This window comes from Candidatus Eisenbacteria bacterium (assembly GCA_016867495.1).
GTDB lineage: Bacteria > Eisenbacteria > RBG-16-71-46 > CAIMUX01 > VGJL01 > VGJL01.
Map to the genome: position 1 here is coordinate 1 of VGJL01000021.1, position 17,755 is coordinate 17,755.

Annotated in this window: 15 protein-coding genes and 1 pseudogene; 4 read left to right on the forward strand and 12 right to left on the reverse strand. The window is 66.3% G+C overall.

Annotation, left to right across the window (positions count from 1 at the left end):
- Positions 1 to 90: 90 nt before the first annotated feature.
- The gene (locus tag FJY88_04295) at positions 91 to 1,434 is read left to right on the forward strand and encodes a hypothetical protein (protein ID MBM3286555.1); all 1,344 of its coding nucleotides are present in this window, start codon (positions 91 to 93) and stop codon (positions 1,432 to 1,434) included.
- A 51-nt stretch (positions 1,435 to 1,485) separates the two neighbouring features.
- Here the strand turns inward: FJY88_04295 and typA are convergent, their stop codons facing one another.
- The 4 genes from typA to FJY88_04315 all read right to left on the reverse strand — a co-directional run bounded on the left by typA (position 1,486) and on the right by FJY88_04315 (position 6,791).
- Positions 1,486 to 3,348 (reverse strand): translational GTPase TypA, encoded by a 1,863-nt coding sequence (gene typA, locus FJY88_04300; protein MBM3286556.1) that lies wholly within the window; start codon positions 3,346 to 3,348, stop codon positions 1,486 to 1,488.
- Positions 3,349 to 3,355: 7 nt separating this feature from the next.
- Positions 3,356 to 4,552, reverse strand: a complete 1,197-nt coding sequence (locus tag FJY88_04305) for a DEAD/DEAH box helicase (protein ID MBM3286557.1) — start codon at positions 4,550 to 4,552, stop codon at positions 3,356 to 3,358.
- Positions 4,553 to 5,021: 469 nt separating this feature from the next.
- Positions 5,022 to 5,777, reverse strand: coding sequence for an energy transducer TonB (locus FJY88_04310; GenBank protein MBM3286558.1), 756 nt, complete (start codon positions 5,775 to 5,777; stop codon positions 5,022 to 5,024).
- A gap of 51 nt (positions 5,778 to 5,828) precedes the next feature.
- Positions 5,829 to 6,791 (reverse strand): hypothetical protein, encoded by a 963-nt coding sequence (locus FJY88_04315; protein MBM3286559.1) that lies wholly within the window; start codon positions 6,789 to 6,791, stop codon positions 5,829 to 5,831.
- Positions 6,792 to 6,971: 180 nt separating this feature from the next.
- Here FJY88_04315 and FJY88_04320 point away from each other — a divergent pair, with 180 nt between their 5' ends.
- Complete coding sequence (locus tag FJY88_04320; GenBank protein ID MBM3286560.1) at positions 6,972 to 8,195, forward strand: DUF3179 domain-containing protein; 1,224 nt, start codon at positions 6,972 to 6,974, stop codon at positions 8,193 to 8,195.
- Between the two features lie 7 nt (positions 8,196 to 8,202).
- On the opposite strand, the gene FJY88_04325 is transcribed toward FJY88_04320, so the two are convergent.
- From FJY88_04325 to FJY88_04335, 3 genes are read right to left on the reverse strand one after another with little or no spacing between them, the layout of a single operon-like run.
- Positions 8,203 to 8,793 carry a YhgN family NAAT transporter gene (locus FJY88_04325; protein ID MBM3286561.1) on the reverse strand — a complete coding sequence of 197 codons (591 nt, stop codon included), beginning with the start codon at positions 8,791 to 8,793 and terminating at the stop codon, positions 8,203 to 8,205.
- A complete protein-coding gene (locus tag FJY88_04330; GenBank protein MBM3286562.1) occupies positions 8,790 to 9,143 on the reverse strand; it encodes a nitrous oxide-stimulated promoter family protein in 354 nt (117 codons plus the stop codon). The genes FJY88_04325 and FJY88_04330 overlap by 4 nt, the downstream gene beginning before the upstream one ends.
- 46 nt (positions 9,144 to 9,189) lie before the next feature.
- Entirely contained in the window at positions 9,190 to 10,752 is a 1,563-nt protein-coding gene (locus FJY88_04335) for a hypothetical protein (protein ID MBM3286563.1), read from the reverse strand.
- 184 nt (positions 10,753 to 10,936) lie between these two features.
- Here FJY88_04335 and FJY88_04340 point away from each other — a divergent pair, with 184 nt between their 5' ends.
- Positions 10,937 to 12,079, forward strand: coding sequence for a hypothetical protein (locus tag FJY88_04340; protein ID MBM3286564.1), 1,143 nt, complete (start codon positions 10,937 to 10,939; stop codon positions 12,077 to 12,079).
- Here FJY88_04340 and FJY88_04345 read toward each other — a convergent pair.
- From FJY88_04345 to FJY88_04365, 5 genes and pseudogenes are all read right to left on the reverse strand, one after another.
- On the reverse strand, positions 12,076 to 12,642 hold the full coding sequence (locus tag FJY88_04345) for a heme-copper oxidase subunit III (protein ID MBM3286565.1): 567 nt from the start codon (positions 12,640 to 12,642) through the stop codon (positions 12,076 to 12,078). The genes FJY88_04340 and FJY88_04345 overlap by 4 nt on opposite strands.
- A gap of 6 nt (positions 12,643 to 12,648) precedes the next feature.
- Positions 12,649 to 13,014, reverse strand: coding sequence for a hypothetical protein (locus FJY88_04350; protein ID MBM3286566.1), 366 nt, complete (start codon positions 13,012 to 13,014; stop codon positions 12,649 to 12,651).
- Between the two features lie 37 nt (positions 13,015 to 13,051).
- A complete protein-coding gene (locus FJY88_04355) occupies positions 13,052 to 13,237 on the reverse strand; it encodes a hypothetical protein (GenBank protein MBM3286567.1) in 186 nt (61 codons plus the stop codon).
- The gene (locus FJY88_04360; GenBank protein ID MBM3286568.1) at positions 13,237 to 14,532 is read right to left on the reverse strand and encodes a twin-arginine translocation signal domain-containing protein; all 1,296 of its coding nucleotides are present in this window, start codon (positions 14,530 to 14,532) and stop codon (positions 13,237 to 13,239) included. Before FJY88_04360 ends, FJY88_04355 begins: the two co-directional genes overlap by 1 nt.
- Positions 14,520 to 15,169: pseudogene (locus FJY88_04365) on the reverse strand (cytochrome c3 family protein). Before FJY88_04365 ends, FJY88_04360 begins: the two are co-directional and overlap by 13 nt.
- Positions 15,170 to 15,387: 218 nt before the next feature.
- Between FJY88_04365 and FJY88_04370 the strand changes: the two are divergent.
- The gene (locus tag FJY88_04370) at positions 15,388 to 17,727 is read left to right on the forward strand and encodes a multidrug effflux MFS transporter (GenBank protein MBM3286569.1); all 2,340 of its coding nucleotides are present in this window, start codon (positions 15,388 to 15,390) and stop codon (positions 17,725 to 17,727) included.
- Positions 17,728 to 17,755: the final 28 nt, after the last annotated feature.

A 17,755-nucleotide genomic window follows, 5' to 3' on the forward strand; every position in this document is an offset into this window, starting at 1 on the left:
CAGGGCAGAAATTCCCGGAACACCTCGCGCGCACATGCGGAATGTAGGTTCTACGGCTTCTTCTGCGGCGATGACGTCGAGATCCAGGAGATGACATTCGCGCGCCTCTTCCAGTGGTCCGACTGGCGGGCTTGGGATCTTCGCAACGCGATCTTCCCCCTCGTGTTCCTCTACCCCGCGCAGGCCGCCATCCACGGGCTCGGAGCGAGTGACGCCGGAGTCTTGATCTTCACCGGTCGCGCCGTTGTGATCCTCTTCTCGGGACTGAACCTGTGGCTCGTCTACCGCATCGCTTCCAGACTCTTCGGCTCTCCGCCGCTGGCCGTTCTCGCCTGCCTGCTCCTGGCGGTCAGCCAATTGCACACCAGGCTTGGCAGCTCCGAGCTGCCCCGGACGGTATCGTCCAGCTTCGTTCTGGGGTCGTTCCTCTTGCTCCTGGGCAATCCGATCATGACGAGGATCCTGCTCGGAGCTGCGCTGCTCGGGATCGGCGCCTCCATCCGGTTCAGCGAGGCCGCGTTCATTGCGTCTGCCGCCTTGATGTTCGCGGTTGATAAGAAGTGGGCGCGAGCATTGATTGTGGGGGCGACATCGTGCGTAGCGGCGGCACTCGCTGTCGGCGTGAGCGATTGGCTCTATTGGGGAGAACCCTTCCACAGCCTGGGCCGCGTCGTCGACTTCACTTTGATCGAAGGGCGGTCGTCCAGGGGCTACCAGTCGCCTCTCTTCTACCTGACGCATCTCTGGTCCTGGACCAATGCGCTGTTTCTCGTTGCAGCGATTCTGGGAGTCACATGGAAGACACGCGCAGCATTGCTGTGGGCCGCCGTGCCGTTTCTCGTCCTGTGCCTCCTGCCGCACAAGGAGGCGCGGTACATGTTGCCGGTCCTGCCTTTCGTAGTGATCCTCGCGGCAGGGGGGCTCCGGCGGGCGCTCGACTCGCTCGCGCCGTTCGGAATCCCGGCAGAGGCGAGCGGATCGAGGGTGGGAGAGAGGATGGGCCGCGAGAGGTGGCCGGCGATGAGAAGGGCGATTGCTCCCCTCGTGCCGTTGCTGATCGCCTGGGCTCTTCTGTTCGAGCTGGGCGGATTCCGATTCAGCAGGACTGAAGGGGCGGTCGACATGGCGCGCTACCTGGCCTCCGCGGCGAGCGGAGACGACATTCTGATCGAACAGTGGTGGAAGGCGGGGGGAAGGCTCTATCTCTGGAGGAACTCGAGGGCGCGCAACCTGGACACTGACCGCCTTGAGCGCGGCGATCCACGCGATGCGCTTTCGTACGGCGGGGGAGTCCAATGGGTCGCCCTCCGGGAGAAGAGTCTCCGGCGCCTCGGGTTGGCCCCCGTTCTGATCGAGGAGGGCTACAGCGAGGTCCTATCACCCGAAGGCGCCCGATACGGCGAGTACCGTCTCTACCGCAAGTCGAGCAAGTGAGAACGTCCTGACGGCAGGCGTGAGCAAAGTAGCTGGCCCGGGGATCGATAGCTAGAGGGCGTTCGCAGGCTCGCTCTCGGCGCGCTTGCGCCGGTGGTAGTCCAGGATGCGCTTGCGGATCCTGATCGCGCCGGGAGTGACCTCGACCAGCTCGTCGTCATGAATCCATTCGATCGCGCTCTCGATTGTGTGGTCGAGCGGCGGGCTCAGGCGCTCCTCAATCTCCGCCGTCGACGAGCGCGTGTTCGTCAGGTGCTTCTTCTTGCAGATCTGGACGACGATATCGTTCGACTTCGCATGTTCGCCGACCACCTGGCCGGCGTAGACCCTGTCCATGGGACGGACGAGGAAGGTGCCGCGATCGGCCAACTGCTCGAGCGCGTACGCGGTCGCATCCCCGGACTCCTTCGCGATGATGGATCCGCGCTGGATGCCCCCGAGCGGCCCGCGATGGGCCCCGTAGCAGTCGAAGAGGTGGTTCAGCAGGCCCGTTCCCTTGGTGAGGGAGAGAAACTCGGTCCTGAACCCCAGGAGCCCACGGGAGGGGATCGTGAACTCCATCCGCGTCCTGTCGCCGTGCTTGCCGAGATGCCGCAACTCGCCCCCGCGACTTCCGACGGCGGAGATCACGCTGCCCGTGAATCCCTCATCGCAGTCGATGATGAGTTCCTCATAGGGCTCCAGGATCTCTCCTTCCGAGGCGCGATGCAGGATGACCTCCGGACGCCCAAGCGAGAACTCGAATCCTTCACGGCGCATCGTCTCCGCCAGGATCGATAGCGACAGCTCCCCCCGCCCGAGAACCCGGAAGCTGTCGGCCGCCCCGGTCGACTCGACGCGGATCCCGACATTCCGCTCGCGTTCCTTGTCGAGCCGCTCGCGCAGGTGGCGGCTCGTCAGATATTTCCCCGAGCGACCCGAAAAGGGCGAGTCGTTGATGCGGAACTCCATCGAGAGGGTCGGCTCCTCGATCGAGATCCCCGAGAGCGGGGCCGGGTCGATCGGATCGAGGATCGTGTCCCCTATCTCGATGGTGGGGAAACCGCAGATCACGACGATGTCGCCTGCGGCCGCTTCCGAGACCTCCCGCCGCGCGAGCCCCTCGAACATGTAGATCATCCCGGCGCGGCCACATTCGACGAACGCGCCGTCCGAGCGCACTGCGGCCATCTCGGAGGCCAAGCTGAGGCGGCCGGATTGGATGCGGCCGACGGCCAGGCGCCCGAGGTAGTCGGAGTAGTCGATGTTGGCCACGATCATCTTGAACGGCGCATCGGCGATGAGCGGTGCCGGGATGTGCGAGAGAATGGCGTCCAGGAGCGGACGCAGATTCCCCTCGCGCGCCCCGGGATCGGATGAGACGAACCCGAGCCTTCCGGAGCCATAGAGGACCGGAAAGTCGAGATGATCTTCGTGCGTCGCCAGCGAGAGGAAGAGATCGTGGATCTCCCTCTCGACCTCGAGCGGACGGGCGTCGGGACGATCGACCTTGTTGATGAGGACGATGACCCGCTTGTGTCCCTCGAGAGCCTTCTTCAATACGAAGCGTGTCTGAGGAAGCGGCCCCTCCGCCGCATCGACGAGAAGAAGAACCCCCTCGACCATGGAGAGGATTCGCTCGACCTCCGAGCCGAAGTCGCGGTGGCCCGGGGTGTCGACGATGTTGATGACGGTATCCCGGTACCGGATCGACGTGTTCTTGGCGAGGATCGTGATCCCGCGCTCCCGCTCGAGTTCGCCGGAGTCCAAGATGCACTCGTCCACCTGCTGTCCTTCGCGGAAGAGACCTGACTGGCGGAAGAGGGCATCGACAAGCGTCGTCTTGCCGTGATCCACGTGCGCGACGATGGCGACCGCGCGTCTGTCCGCGCGCCGATGAGTGGAGACGGTCGAGTGCGTGTCGCCCGAGCTCACGGCTATCTCACCGCGCCTGGGCGCTCGCCCTGCGCGCGGCCGGAGCTGTCGTCCGCCGGGCCTGCCGTCGCGGCGCCGTCCCCTGCGACCGCCGGGACGACCCCGGCGACCGACCGGGCACGCCAGCGATGAGATCCTGGATCGCGTAGATGTCGGCGGCGTCTTCCGGGGTGACCAGCGAGATCGCGACCCCGCTCTGCCCCGCCCGGGCCGTGCGTCCGATCCGATGGACATAGTCTTCGGGATTCCGGGGAATGTCGTAGTTGACGACGTGATTGATCCCCTGAACGTCGAGCCCGCGTGCGGCGATGTCGGTCGCCACCAGGATGTCGATCTTCCCTCCGCGGAACGCCTCGAGGGCCGCCACGCGCTGGCTCTGGGTCTTGTCGCTGTGGATGGATGAGACCCGGTGTCCGAGCCGCTTGAGATAGACGGTCAATGCGTGGGCGCCGCGCCGGGTCCGCGTGAAGACGAGCGTGCGTCCCATGTCGCGACTGCGGATCAGCTCCGCCAATGTGCTCTTCTTCCTCCCGCAATCGACCCGGACCATGAGGTGTTCGATACCATCGGCCATCGTCGCCGAGGGCGCCACCTCGACGCGGACGGGATTGCGCAGGATGTCCTTCGCCAGGCGGACTATCTCTGGGTCCAGGGTCGCCGAAAAGAGCATCGTCTGCCTGTCCGTCGGGATCAGATCGATGATCTCCCGGACATCGTGGATGAATCCCATGTCGAGCATGCGATCGGCTTCGTCCAGAACGAGAAACCGAGTCTGGCCGAAGTCGATCAGACCCCGCCAGATGTGATCCTTGAGACGCCCAGGAGTCGCGACGAGGATGTCCACGCCGTGCCGGAGCATCATGATCTGCGGGTCCATCGGTACCCCGCCATAGACCGCCGTCGATCGGATCCCCAGCGGTTCGCCGAACTCACGAACATTGCGACCCACTTGCATCGCCAGTTCCCGAGTCGGCACGAGCACGAGGGCGCGAAGCGTTCCAGGCGCCGTGCCGCGGAGCTGGTGGAGGATCGGGAGCGCGAAGGCTGCGGTCTTGCCCGTGCCCGTCTGAGCGCATCCCATGATGTCGCGACCCGCGAGGAGAGGCGGGATCGCCTGCGATTGAATAGGTGTGGGCGTGGCGAAGCCGCAATCGCGGACTGCCTGCAACAGCTCGGCGGCCAGGCCCAAGGCCTCGAAACTCATCTACGTTCCTTCTCTTGACCTGCGTCCTCCAATCCCATGGATGGAGGAGAGTCACTGTTTGTCCGGTGTCCGCGCGGCTGGTGCGACGTTCAGCACACCCAGGAAACACGCAGATCCTCGGACGCTCTCTAGATTGGGAGTCACTTGGGGGATCATCGATCGGGACTGACCGGGCAGGCTCCTTGGAGTAGGAACGCTCTGCAGATGGACATCGACCCTCAGGACAACCGCACTTGTTGGTCCCAACAGCTTCTCACTACCGGGATTATCGGCCAGATGCCATGGGGATTGCCAGTGGAAAGATATCGGCCGGCATCGCCTCCCGTCTCCCCGGTCGCGACCCGGCGCCGCGTCCCGCCGCCTGCGGCCCACCGGTCGCGTCCCGGCGCCGCGTCCCGCCGCCTGCGGCCCACCGGCGGCCCGCTCCTTTCCCTCGACGTCGCTCCCACGCCCCGCCCGCGGACGCGGATCATTCCACCAGGCGATAGCGAAAGGGGACGATGACGATGAAGTTGATGGCATGGGAGCCGACGCGGTAGGGCTTGAACTCCCAGTGGCCCATCACTCGCGTCGACGCGGCTTCCAGGAGCGGATCGGCAGTGGGTTCCTTCAGCGTCCGCACGGACACGACCTTCCCGAGGGTGTCCACATGCACTTCGAGCTTGACCAATCCCTCGATCCCTCCGCGCACCGCCTCGATCGGGTACTCCGGCCGCACCAGCTTGAGGATCTGGATCTTGTCGGACCGCGCGACGCGGGATCCGCCGGGGGAGTAGAGCCAGTCCTCGCCCAGCTCGATCACGACAGGGCTGCCGGGGTCGCCGGGCAACGGCTGGCCGGGATGGCCCGAGGTCGGCGTCCCCCTGGGGTCGTACTGGCCGACGGACGCCTTGGCGGTCCGGCCGCCCACGACATCGGGATTGGGCTCCGTTCCGACCACGGAGACATTGACCAGATCGGCCGGCCCGTGGTAACGGGGGGCGCGCACCAGAGAGACCCGCGCGTTCCGGGGGCCGTCGATGGGGGCGAGATCTCCGCGCCTCGGTCGGCCCGGGAAGCCGATCGGGACATCGGGATCGAATAGGGACAGAACCATCGAAGGATTCAAGCAGAAGGCTGCGACGATGTGCGCTGCGACCGAGAGGAAGCATGCCCGCCGGATGGTCTTTCGATATGAGCGTCTCCGCTCTTCTGCCCGGCCCGGCGGGAGCGTCTCGGCGGGCATCGTTACCCCCCTTCAGCTCGAGGATAGCAGACGTTTCGAGAGGATGGGGGATCACGCCCCCGGATGAGAGAGCCTCCAGCTGAGGGTCGGAATGGATCTGGGCAAGAGGATCCGCGGGAGCAGGTGCGGGCTGTCCTTCTCGTTGACGAACGCGTATCTCGTGGTCGAGGCAGAAACGTAGATCTCCCTGGCGATCGACACAGCGGTCTCGGTGACGGTCCCGTTCGGATAGCAGAAGTGCTCGACCGGCCGGCCAAGCTTCTCCTCGAGAACGCGCTTGCTCTCTCTCAGCTCGTACTCGATGTCGGCGTTCTCGAGGGTTGCGAGAATCGGATGGTTCATCGTGTGGGATCCGACCGTGATCAAGTCCTGGGGAAGATCGAGGACATCCGCCCAGGTCATCGAATCGTATGCATCCCTCTGGCTCTCGGTCGGCTCAAACCCCTCGCTCTCGCCGACGATCACCGACCGGATCGATTGGAGCCTCTCCTGAGAGAGCGTCTTGAGCCACTCTACTACCGCTGAGATGTCGTCGCTGGGGGAGTGAACCGATGCGAGGAGCCGCTGCAGGCTCGATCGCCGCATCCACTGCATGCGCGCCCGAAGGTCGTTGTTCCAGAGCCTCTCGCCGCGATCGATGAGTCCTGGGCAGACGTAGAAGGTGGCAGGCAGTCCCAGTTCCATGAGGATTGGGCGGACCACCGTGTAGTGCGAGCGCAAGCCATCGTCGAAGGTGAGGGCGACCGCGCCATCCGCCTCCGGGGCTCCGTTCCTCAAGCCGTCGACGATCTCGCTCAGCGGCACGACTCGGAGGTCGTTCTTGAGGAACTCCATCTGGGCGCGGAAGACGTCGGAAGGAATCGAGGCCGCCCCAACCTCATGCGCAAAGAGGATCCTCATCCTCTTCTGGCGCCGGGCTCGGCCCGGCGTGACTCCTGTGGAGTGCAGGACGGCTCGCGTAAGAGCGGCCGCGGCTTTTCTCATCGGCTGAATGTGGGATCTCATCGCCGTCACAGACGCAGATTCCCCTCGTTCGCCCTCACATCCGATCCAGCAACGAACCACACGATTCTAGCACAGGCCTCCCGCACGTTCCAGCCGGTTGGCCGGCGGTTCCAGACGGCGAGGAGGACTGCGGTCGCCATCAGCGCCGCTCCCATGGCCTGATGCGCCGTCCGGAGGAGCACGGAAACCGTGGCGGGCTGCGGGTCGTCTCCTGCGATGCGCCTGCCGACCAGGGCGGCAATCCCGAGCGCGACCTCTCCTCGGCCTCATGCTCGTCGACCGCGGGGGGTGAGAATGACGGGAGCAAGGGGAAGCGGCGCGCGCGGGCGGAGACTCCTGGACTTCAGGTCGGGAGGTTGGGTGATTGCCCTCGCGATCCTCCTCACCGGCGGGGCGATCGCCTGGCGCCTCGCGGGGGTCGTTCGATCCGGGGGAGCGAGAGCGGTCGGAGACGGCCGGCATGTCGAGACCTACGGATTCGATCTCACCCCATGCCTCGTGCCGATCATGTCGATCGTCCCCGGAGGGATGCCGAAGGATGGCGTCCGCGCCCTCCGCCATCCCCCCCTCATGACCCCGCAGCAGGTCGATTCGATAACGAGGAGGACGCACCGCAAGTACCTCGTACCGAGGGATCGCGTGGTCGGAGTCGCTCTGGAAGGGGCGTCGCGCGCCTATCCGATCAGGGTGCTCAACTGGCATGAGGTCGTCAACGACACCCTGGGAGGGAGACCGATCGCCGTGACTTACTCGCCCCTCTGCGATGCCGTTGTCGTCTTCGATCGCGAGGTCAATGGCGAAGTCTTGGAGTTCGGCGTCAGCGGGCTGCTGTGGAACTCGAATCTCCTGATGTACGAGAAGCGAGGGGACGGCACGAGCGAGAGTCTGTGGAGCCAGCTCCAGGGGCGGGCCATCGCCGGGCCGTGCGCGGCCTCCGGCCGCCGCCTATCCATCCTTCATGCCCATCTCGTTCACTGGGAGAGCTGGGTGGATGATCATCCAGCCACGACCGTCCTCGCCCCCGATCCCAAGATGCTCAAGGAGTACCGTCGCAACCCCTACGTGAGCTACTACGGATCCGATCGCCTTCGCTTTCCCGTCGATCCGCTTCCACAGGACGTGTTGCTGCCCATCAAGGCGCCCGTCGCGATCGTGCGCGCCGGCGGGGGGGACGAGCGGATCGTTCCCTATCCCTGGGTCGCGCTCAATGCGGATCGTCAGGGCCTCTGGCGCACGACGATCGACGGCGCGCCGGTGATCTTCCGTCACTCCGACGCTCCGTCCACGGTTGACGTCCTCCCAAGCGACGCCGAGATGGCGCTCTCGGTAGCCCACTCCTTCTGGTTCGCGTGCTATGCCGCGCGTGAGGGAAAGATCGAGGGCGCCCTGATCGGGAAGCCGGCCGATCGCTAGGCCAGCCCTACCGCCTCATGTAGCCCGCCACGCCGTCCAGGAACATCTGCACCGAGACCATGACGAGGATCATTCCCATCAACCGCTCCATGGCGATCAAACCCCGCTGGCGGAACACCCTGTAGAAAACGCCCGAGAACAAGAGGATGGCCGCGGAGACGATCCACGCGACGAGGACGGCGAGGAGCCACTCAGCCAGCCTTCCCGGTTCCGATCGGGCGAGGAGAAGGATCGTGGCCAGAGCGGAGGGGCCCGCCACGAGGGGGATCGCGAGAGGGACGATGAACGGCTCGCCGTCTGGGATGTCGCCGAGAATCCCCTCGTGGGGCGGGAAGATCATCCGGAGGGCGATCAGGAAGAGGACGATGCCGCCGGCGATGCTGATCGTCTCCTGCCGGAGGTTGAGGAAGCGCAGGATGTACTCGCCGATCAAGAGGAACCCGACCAGGATGGCGAGGGAGAAGAAGAGCTCCCGCACGAGAACGCGCCGCCGTTTCTTCGGGTCGAGCTTCTTGAGGACGGCGATGAAGATCGGCACGTTCCCCAACGGGTCCATCGTCAGGAACAGGGTGACGGCGGCTGAGAAGACATCCATCATCGATCTCCCTTGAAACGGCGCCCATCGATCATGTGGAGGATGGCGAGGAGCGGATGCTTGATGAGCATGCGCGGGCCGGAGTGGCGCATCACCTCCCGCACACGCTCGCGGTACGCTGGCCGATAGCAGTGGATGGGGCAGTCGGAGCAGGGGGGCTTCTCCGTCCCGTAGGGGCAGTTCTCGAGCCGGCACGACGCATAGTCGAGCAGATCGGCGCATTCGGCGCACAGCGTTTCTGCGACGCCGTGTCGATCGCGGCAGTAGATCGCGATCATCGCCTCGAGCGTCCGCCTCTCCCTGGCGAGCCGTCCCTCCATCGAAGGGAGCGGCTCCTGCGCCGTCCGTCCCATGCCGGGAAGGTTAGCGCATCGCTGCATCGGCCGCAGGTCTGCCGATCTACCGCAGGATCAGGAGCTTCGCGGTCGTCCTGTAAACGCCGGACCGGGCAGCCAGGGTCGCGCGGGCGAAATAGATTCCCGATCGCGCGGGCGACATCGGATCCAGCCTGATCTCGCCGGCGGGCGTCCAGAGGCCGCGAGCGGCGGCGAGCTCCCTTCCCGTGACGTCGTACAAGCCCCAGGAGAACGTTCCTTCCTCCCGGAGCGCGGCCAGGATGCCGCCGTCGATCCCGGAGCGCAACTCAAGCATCGAGCCGGCGGGGGGGGCGAGCGGCGGAGAAGGGATCTCCGCTGGGTCCAAGAAGACCGTGTAGTGGCCGGACCCATCCGCGAAGAGGACGAGGACCTGTCGCGCGGGATCGTGGATCCAGTCGGCGCACTCGCAACCGTCGCGCAGTAGGAGGGCCGGAGGAGCGATGACACCCGCAAGCGCGAGGGAGGCCGGCATGCCGTCTTGAATCTCCCACCGGAATGTGAAGTCCCCCGTGGAGGGCCAGAAGCCGACGGACGGCAGGTCGAGCTCGGCGCTGGCGACGTTGCTCACCATGAAGAAGTCGAAGTGGCGGAGGGCGGGATCGATCTCTCCCGCGAAGCGCGCGAAGGTCCCGACAGGCTCGCGCATCTCGATCTTCGCCCAGTACCAACGGCCCTCCTCGTCCGCCCGGATCGAGATTCGTCCAGGGTGTCGGTCCAGGGCGAAGGAGCCGAGGAAGTCGCAAATCCTCTCTTCTTCGGCGCAGCTCCAGCCGTGTCCGGCAATCGCCGATTCGCGCAGGACGACCTCGTCCGCGTAAGGGGCCATCACCGCGTACAGATCCTCCGCGTGCCGTCGCCAGACCTGGTCCGACGCGCCAAGGCCGAATGTGAGGTAGAGAGGAAGATGCAGGGCGTTCACGTGCATGCTCTCGGAGGAATCGGCGAAGAAGATCGCGGAGTTGCGGTGGTACTCGAAGGGAACCTGGTCCGGCGTGCCCCCGAAAGAGGCGATCATGGAGTTGTTGATCCCTTGCTCGTGGAATCTGCGCTCGCAATCCTGAATTCCCGAGATGGAGGCCGAGGCGGCGACCATCGGACCGGTCGGATCGAGGTGGTTGTTGGCGAAGACCATGCCGGCGGCTCCGCCCATGGAGGCGCCGACCATGTAGATCCGGTCAGGATCGACGCAGTAGCGCTCCTCGATCCATCGGATCACGTCGACGACATGCGATTGCGTCGGGTGGTTGTTCCAGTGGACGGGGGAGACCCCTTCGTGGGAGGCGGCGATCCAGCCGCGCTCATTGCAGATGGCGCCGATCGTCGTCGCCGAGCGCATCTCGAATCGATCGCCGCCCCACTGGTGCCATCCGACAAGGAGCGGCCGCGGATCCCCGGGACGATAGTCGTCCGGAATCTGGAGCCAGAACGTCTCTGTCGTGTCGCCGAGGGTCGTGGGAATCGTGACGTCGTACTCGATCTGGGCGCGCGCCAGATCGGGGCGCGCGCCCCCCGCGCCGCTTCCCAGGAGAAGGGCGATCAGGAAAACCCGGTCGAACCGGCTCTGGCGGGGCGGCTTCGTGCGCATCTGTTGCCTCATGACGATACGATTATACCGTTTGCTTGCCTCATCCGAAAGCAACTAGCGCGGTTTGACTGCTCCGAGACGCTTCCGTCCAGAGGAGCGGATTCGGATGTTGTAGATTGCGCTGGACCTGCCAGGCAGCCTGAGTATCCTGAAGCGGCGTGGAACCCATTGGAGGGATTGGGAAATGAAAAAGCCGAATCGTGGCCACGGTGCGCGGGTCCGTCTTCTTTCCATGATCATCGCGCTTCTCGCTTTCAGCGGGCTGGCCGGTTGCGGCGACGATGACGATGGGGCGCCCGATGGCCAGCAGGGGGAGAACACGGCCCCCGTGATCGACAGTCTCAGGATCAGCGTTCCGGTCACGGCCCCCTCGGACAGCGTGCGGATCTGGTGCCACGCGCGAGACGCGGACGACGACGCGCTCGTCTACGCCTGGCAGGCGGCGGACGGCACGATCTCCGGGAGCGGCCCTGCCGTGGACTGGATCGCTGCGGGAGGAACCGGCGCCCATGCCGTCACGGTCACTGCGACCGATGGCCGGGGAGGAGTCGCTCGAGACAGCATCTCGATCGATGTGATGGAGGGGAGCTTGCTGGTTCAGACGCGAGGCGGCCTCATCGCAATCGGAGCGCGAGGCGACTGGTTCGTCTTCTCGGCACTCAGGTCCTCCGTCGAGGTTCTGGAAACACGGATCTTCGTCAAGGGACAGAGGGAAATTCAAGAGCTGGACCACACGGGAGCAGGAATCCAGACGATCGAGATCAGCGATCCTGCCGTGAGCGGCCATGACTTCGCGATGCTTCCATCCGGAGGATTCGCCTTCGCTTCGAACGATGACGACATCGTGCACTTCATGACGGCGGACGGGATGCTCGTGGAGTCCGTCCCCATGCCGAACCCCTCACCGGAAAGCCTCCAGAACATCGACGGGACCGTGGTCGACAATCGGCTGATCTTGTCGGAGAACGGAAACAACGAGCTCGTAGCCTTCGACCTGAGCACGCGCGCCGCCTCGATCTTCCGCTCCTTCCCCGAGTGGGGAGGGTGGTTGGGGGCGATCGACCATGACGGCGATCTCTTCTATCTCTGCGGGGGGACTGCGATCCGCCGATTCACGGAGACCGGTGAGCCTGAGGATGTCGCGCGGCTTCCGGCCGGGAACATCACGGGGATCGTCGTCGTCGGCAACTATGCCTATGCGGTCGTCAACTTCGAGGGGTCGCTCCACAGAATAGACGTTCGGACCGGGGCGGATGAGACGCTCGTGACGGGGCTCGACTATCCGCAGGACATCGAGCATCTACCGGTCAGGCTGGCGCCGCGCTAGGAGAAGAGAAGGAGCGCGCAGAACATCACGAGCCAGACCGCGCCGAGGAAGTGCCAGTACATCTGGCAGTACCCGACCCCGGCGTGCCGTTCGGCCGTGTATCGCCCCGAGCAGGCGCGCCGCAGGACAATCCCGAGAGGAATCAGCCCTCCAATCACGTGGGCGGCGTGCAGGCCCGTCAACATGAAGAAGGTGAACGTGTAGAGATTGGCGTGGGATGCCGCGTGGGCGGCGATCAGCCCGGACCAGTTGAGCGCCTGCGAAGCGAGGAAGACGATCCCAAGGAGGAACGTCGCGAGAAGGGCTCGCAGGAACGGGCCCTGGGACTGCCGCCTGACAGCGCGAAGGGCGGTCTCGATTGCCAGGCTGCACAACAGGATGATGACGGTGCTGATCCACAGTCCGCTCGGGAGGGGAGGAAGGCCGGGCGGCGGCCACTGCTCTGCGCGGGCGCGGACGGCGAGATACCCTATCAGGCTGGCCACGAAGAGAATGGAAAGGGACGCGATCAGGAGCCACATCCCGAGCCTTCCGGCGCCGGGCACCGTCCGCTCCTCCGACATCGCCGGCTACCTCCGCTCCATCTCGGGAGCGTAGTCGGGGATCATCTCGGGCTGGTACTCCTTCGTGTCGATCAAGGCGATCCCGACGAAGAGAGCGACGAAGAGGAGGGCCGAGATGAAGACGACCGAGTTGAAGGGCCTGTCGTAGCGGAGGTGCATGAAGAAGAGCGCGACGAGGCCCGCCTTGACCGTGGCGATGGCGAGCGCGATCCATAGGTTCGCGCCACCCAGATCGACGCGCGTCACCGCGACGGTGATGATCGTCAGGACCATGAGGCCCGCCCAGACTCCGGCCAGGATCTTCAGTGGGGTGACGTGGGCGAGTTGCTGATCCTCATGCCCCCTCGTCCCGTTCTCGGTCGGGCCGGTCATTCCATCGCGCATCGCAGCACTCCCTCTTTCGAACCGCTCAGTGGATCAGATAGAGAAGCGGGAACAGGTAGATCCAGATCAGATCGACGAGATGCCAGTAGAGGCCGACGTTGTCGACCGGGGCGAAGTAGGCCGGTCCGAACTCGCCCCGGCGCGCCCGGATCAGGATCCAGATGATGAGGGAGATCCCCGCGATCACGTGGAGCGCGTGCAGCCCCGTCATCAAGAAATTGATACTGAAGAAGAGGTGGACGTACCTCGGTTCGCCGTGGACGGTTTGATGCTCCTTGGCGACCGCGGCGGGATCGCCGAGCCCGGGCGGGCCGACCGCCGCCTCGGGTCGGTGTGATGGATCGTGTGGCCGACATTGTCCAGGTGATGATTGATCAGATGGACCAGCGCGTGGACCTCGGCCGGCCGCCGTGGTCCCGCGACCACGAGGGAGCGTCCGCGGTGAGCAGTCAGATCGGCAGCGATCGCGGCGACTAAATCGAACTCGCGCGGCCGGTCCCCGAATCGAGAGATCTCCGGTCGGTTCGCGAGCGAACCACCCGCAGGATTCGCGCGGAGTAGGTCGTGAAGAAGCATGCCCGCGACCGCCGGGATCATGCTCTGCCGGACCGGGTAGCGGTGATCCGCGACGCTTCCGGTCAGCGAGAGCGCGGCTTCGACCGCGTGCAGCCGGTTCATCCGGCCCCCCTCGGCCTGCCGCCAGGCCGCATGGTCGCGCGCGTGCCTGGGCGCCGCGGGATGGGTCATCAGGATGTCGGCGTCGAGGCAGAGGACGACGGACACCGCGGAGAGATCGAGATGGGAACGGAAGGGTCTGCCGAAGGCGAGCCCCGCACCAGCTCTCTCATTGTCGCGTGAGACCGGCTCGAACTCGAACCAGCGGGCCTCAGGGTGGGCTTCCAGGAATGCCGATCGCATGGCGAGGAGGCTCGGCGAGGATGTCGCCTCGCTGAGAATCCGCAACCCCGCGCCGCGCGAGTCGCGGAGCGACCTGAACCGCTCTCGCGCGAAGGCGGTGAAGGGCTCCCAATCGCTCACCGTTCTGCGAGATCCGTCGCGTCTCGCGACCGCCTGGCTCCGATCCGGGTCGTAGAGCTCGAGGATGCTCGCCTGGGAGATCGAATCGGATGCGCCCCGGGCGATCGGATGATCCGGGTTTCCCTCGACCTTGATCGGGCGGCCGTCGTAGCTCGTGATCAGCAACCCGCGCCCATGGCCGCCGACCTCCATCGACGTCGCGAACTGCAGCGGTTTGCCGGGAATGTAGCCCGCGGGCCTCGATGCCGGGACGATCCGCTCCGTGGGCCACCGGCACCCGGACAGTCCGGCGAGAGCCGCCGACGCTCCCATGAGCTTCAGGAACTGCCGTCGCGTCGCGGGCGGCAGCGATTCCCAGTCCTTGCCGGGGAACTCGCGCGCGAACTTCGAGCGGAAGTCGGAGGAGCGGGCAAGCTCGTCAAGGCTCCGCCAGTGAGTCGTCCGCATCGCCGCCCCTACCGATGGCATGTTCCGCAGTCCGTGGAGGGATTGATGTCGTGGCGCTCGCGCAGGCTCCTGCCCATCGCGCGCGGGTCCTCTCCGGGCACCCAGTCGAGCTTGGTGACGTATTCGACCGGGCGGAGGGGTTCCTCGGGACTCCTGTGGCAATCGAGGCACCAGCCCATCGTGAGCGGCATCTCCTGCGAGACGATCTCCATCTTGTCGACTCTTCCGTGGCACGACACGCATCCCACTCCGCTGCGGACGTGGGCGCTGTGGTTGAAGTAGACGTAGTTGGGAAGGTCGTGGACGCGGACCCAGGGAATGGGCATCCGGTCGCGAAGCTCTCGCGGACGGCGAGCAGCTTGTCGCTCTGCGAGAGGATTTTCTGATGGTAGTTCATGCAGGTCTGGGTCGGCGGGATCGCGGCATGCGCCGCCTGCTCGACCGTCGAGTGGCAATAGCGGCAATCGATGCCGAGCTGCCCGGCGCGGAGCGCGTGGCTGTAGGAAACAGGCTGCTTGGGCATGTAGCCGACCGCTGTCGTCTTGGCCGATGTTCCGTAGGCAATGAGGAGAACGATGTAGAGGGGGACTCCAGCCAGGACCAGCGGCAAGGCGGGTCGGATGCTATTGGTCCACTTCGGAAAGGAGAAAGAGTCCATATGAAATCTTGTTCACAAACAGCCCGGATTAGGGACGCGGGACGGCGCGTGTCAAGGAGTGACGCCGGCCTCTGGAATCCAGGAGTCGTAATAGCAATGTCGTTTCCGAACGCGCAGCCCTTATGCTGAGTCGGCTTCCGCGCAGCGTCCGTCGGGCCTGGGCCTCGGGTGCGCTTCCGCTCTGGCCGCATGCGGCCGGGCGGCGTATCCTTCCCGCGGTGCGAGTCGATCGATCGGACATCATTGCGTTTCTCGTCGGCTTCGTCTCGCTCCCGGCGCAGGCGATCCTCTTGAGGGAACTCCTTGGCCGGGACGCGGGGAACGAGCTTGCCCTGACGATCTACCTGGCGCTGTGGCTGGCCGGTTCCGCCCTGGGGGCGCGCTTCTGGGAGGCGGCCGTCCGAGACCGGGGAGGCGCGGTCAGGACTCTCCTCCCGCTCGGTCTCCTGATCGCGACGTTGGCGGTCGCCGCGGCGCGAGCCATGCCCATCCCCGGCGCCGCGAAGGGCGAGATCATCGGTCCGGAGGCCATCCTGCTCCTGGGGCTCCTCACGCTCTTTCCGGCGTCCTTCTTCACGGTAGGATTGTTTCCCCTGGCGGCGCGCCAGGTCCGGAGCGCCGGACGCGCGTACATGGCGGAGGCCGCCGGCGCCTTGGCGGCGGGGCTCGCGACGACCATTCTCTTCATCGCGCGCGTGCCTCCGATCGCGATCCTCGGGATCTCATGGGCCTGCCTGATCGCGTCGCTCTCGCGCAGGCTCGCCGCCCCCGCGGCGGCCCTCCTGCTGATCGCGGCCATCGCATCGGGGTGGATCGGAGATCTCGATCACGCCCTCTTCCGAGCCGCCTGGGAGGCGCGCCACCCGGGGATGCGTCTGACGGCGCACGCGCACACGCCGTCGCGCGTGCTGGCGATGGCGGAGCGCGAGGGGGAGAGGCTCTTGTATCAGAACGACGCCCCCTTCGAGGCGATCGACGATCCCTACGAAGCGGATGCCGTGGCCGCGCTCCTTCTTGCCGTGGGGGAAGGCGCCCACGATCTCCTCCTTGTCGGCTTCGGCGGTTCGAGCGTCGCTCCCTCGCTGGCGCGGGCGGGAGTCCGGAGCGTGACCTGCCTGCTGCCGGACCGCGAGGACACCCTCCTGGCCGGCCGCCATCCGTCTGTCGTCTACAGGATCGGCGACGCGAGGGCCGAGCTGCGGACGATGTCGGATCGCTACGACCTGATCGCGATCTCCGGTCCCATGGCGGCAAGCCTCGGCTCGAACAGGACGCTGACGCTGGAGTCCTTCCGCGCAATGGGCCGGCGACTCCGCGCCCGCGGCGGAGTCGTGGTGATCGCTCCGGGCGGAGCCGCGGCGTCTGGGCCGGAGGCGTCCGGCTGGAGGGCGTCGGTGGCCCGCGCCCTGCACGAGGCGGTCGGGCACCTCGAGATGATCGAGGCCGATCGCATCGTGCTTGCCGCGTCGCCCGCTTCGGGGGCAGTCAGCCTGGTCGCCGATTCTCTGCGCGCGCGTCTCGCGCGAAGCGGACATCGCCTGGCGACCTATCCGCCCGAGAGGTTCGCTCTCGAGTACCCCGCGGAGCGCAGGACGGCATGGCCGGCAGTTGGATCGCCTTCCCCTCGCGGAATCCTGACTCTCGATGCCGCGCCCTCCAATCGGGACGCGCGACCGTCCGCGCTCGCTCACGCCCTGCGGTGGTGGGGACGCAGGAGCGGAATCCACGGAGCCTGGCCGCGCACGCTGCCCTACGCGGCGCTCGCGCTCGTTGCTCTGGCCGTGCTGATGCCTTGGGCGCGCGGACGGGAGGCCGGAGGGATGAGCGCGCTGGTCGCGACCGGCGCGACGGCCATGGGACTCGATCTCCTCGTTCTCATGACCTACCAGACCCGCGTGGGCCTCCTGCAGTCGGGCCTTGGCGCTCTGCTGGGAGCGTTCCTGGGAGGGATGGCCGTGGGGGCCTGGATCGCCGGGCGTCTGGCCCGTGGACGCCGCTCCCTGAGCGGAGCGTGCGTCGCTCAAGGGGTCCTTGGAATGGCAGCGGCCTTCCTCCTGCCGCGGTTTCCCGCAGGAGATGCCTTCCTCTCTACCATCCTGTTTGTTGTGGCGGCGCTTCTGCTCGGAGCGAGCTGCGGATTCCCGTTTCCGATCGTCGCGGGACGCGCTTCAGCGGCGAAGTCGTGGGCGGCCGACTCGATCGGCGGCATGCTCGGGGCGATTCTGGTCCTGGCGTTGATCACGAGGGGACTGACGTGCACGGGGATCGCGCTGGCGGCGCTGCCGCTTCTGGCCCTTCTCAGGATCCGGACCAGGGCGCGTGACCGGGTCTGGTGGACGGACCCCGACGGCTCCCTCCGCCCCGCTAGGTTCGCATTCGCGGCGCGGGGCTTCGGGAACCGGTCGGGGTCCCCGGACGCGCCGCATGGTGGACGGACCCCGACGGCTCCCTCCGCCCCGCTAGGTTCGCGTTCTCGGCGCGGGGCTTCGGGAACCGGTCGGGGTCCCCGGACGCGCCGCATGGGGGACGGACCCCGACGGCTCCCTCCGCCCCGCTAGGTTCGCGTTCGCGGCGCGGGGCTTCGGG

Excerpts from the sequence above, each read along its gene's own strand:
- FJY88_04345 (MBM3286565.1), bottom strand. The coding sequence starts at position 12,642 with ATGTCGGAGGAGCGGACGGTGCCCGGCGCCGGAAGGCTCGGGATGTGG.
- FJY88_04310 (MBM3286558.1), bottom strand. The coding sequence starts at position 5,777 with ATGCCCGCCGAGACGCTCCCGCCGGGCCGGGCAGAAGAGCGGAGACGC.
- FJY88_04360 (MBM3286568.1), bottom strand. The coding sequence starts at position 14,532 with ATGCCATCGGTAGGGGCGGCGATGCGGACGACTCACTGGCGGAGCCTT.
- FJY88_04350 (MBM3286566.1), bottom strand. The coding sequence starts at position 13,014 with ATGACCGGCCCGACCGAGAACGGGACGAGGGGGCATGAGGATCAGCAA.
- FJY88_04330 (MBM3286562.1), bottom strand. The coding sequence starts at position 9,143 with ATGGGACGGACGGCGCAGGAGCCGCTCCCTTCGATGGAGGGACGGCTC.
- FJY88_04335 (MBM3286563.1), bottom strand. The coding sequence starts at position 10,752 with ATGCGCACGAAGCCGCCCCGCCAGAGCCGGTTCGACCGGGTTTTCCTG.
- FJY88_04305 (MBM3286557.1), bottom strand. The coding sequence starts at position 4,552 with ATGAGTTTCGAGGCCTTGGGCCTGGCCGCCGAGCTGTTGCAGGCAGTC.
- FJY88_04340 (MBM3286564.1), top strand. The coding sequence starts at position 10,937 with ATGAAAAAGCCGAATCGTGGCCACGGTGCGCGGGTCCGTCTTCTTTCC.
- FJY88_04355 (MBM3286567.1), bottom strand. The coding sequence starts at position 13,237 with ATGACGGGGCTGCACGCGCTCCACGTGATCGCGGGGATCTCCCTCATC.
- FJY88_04325 (MBM3286561.1), bottom strand. The coding sequence starts at position 8,793 with ATGATGGATGTCTTCTCAGCCGCCGTCACCCTGTTCCTGACGATGGAC.
- FJY88_04295 (MBM3286555.1), top strand. The coding sequence starts at position 91 with ATGACATTCGCGCGCCTCTTCCAGTGGTCCGACTGGCGGGCTTGGGAT.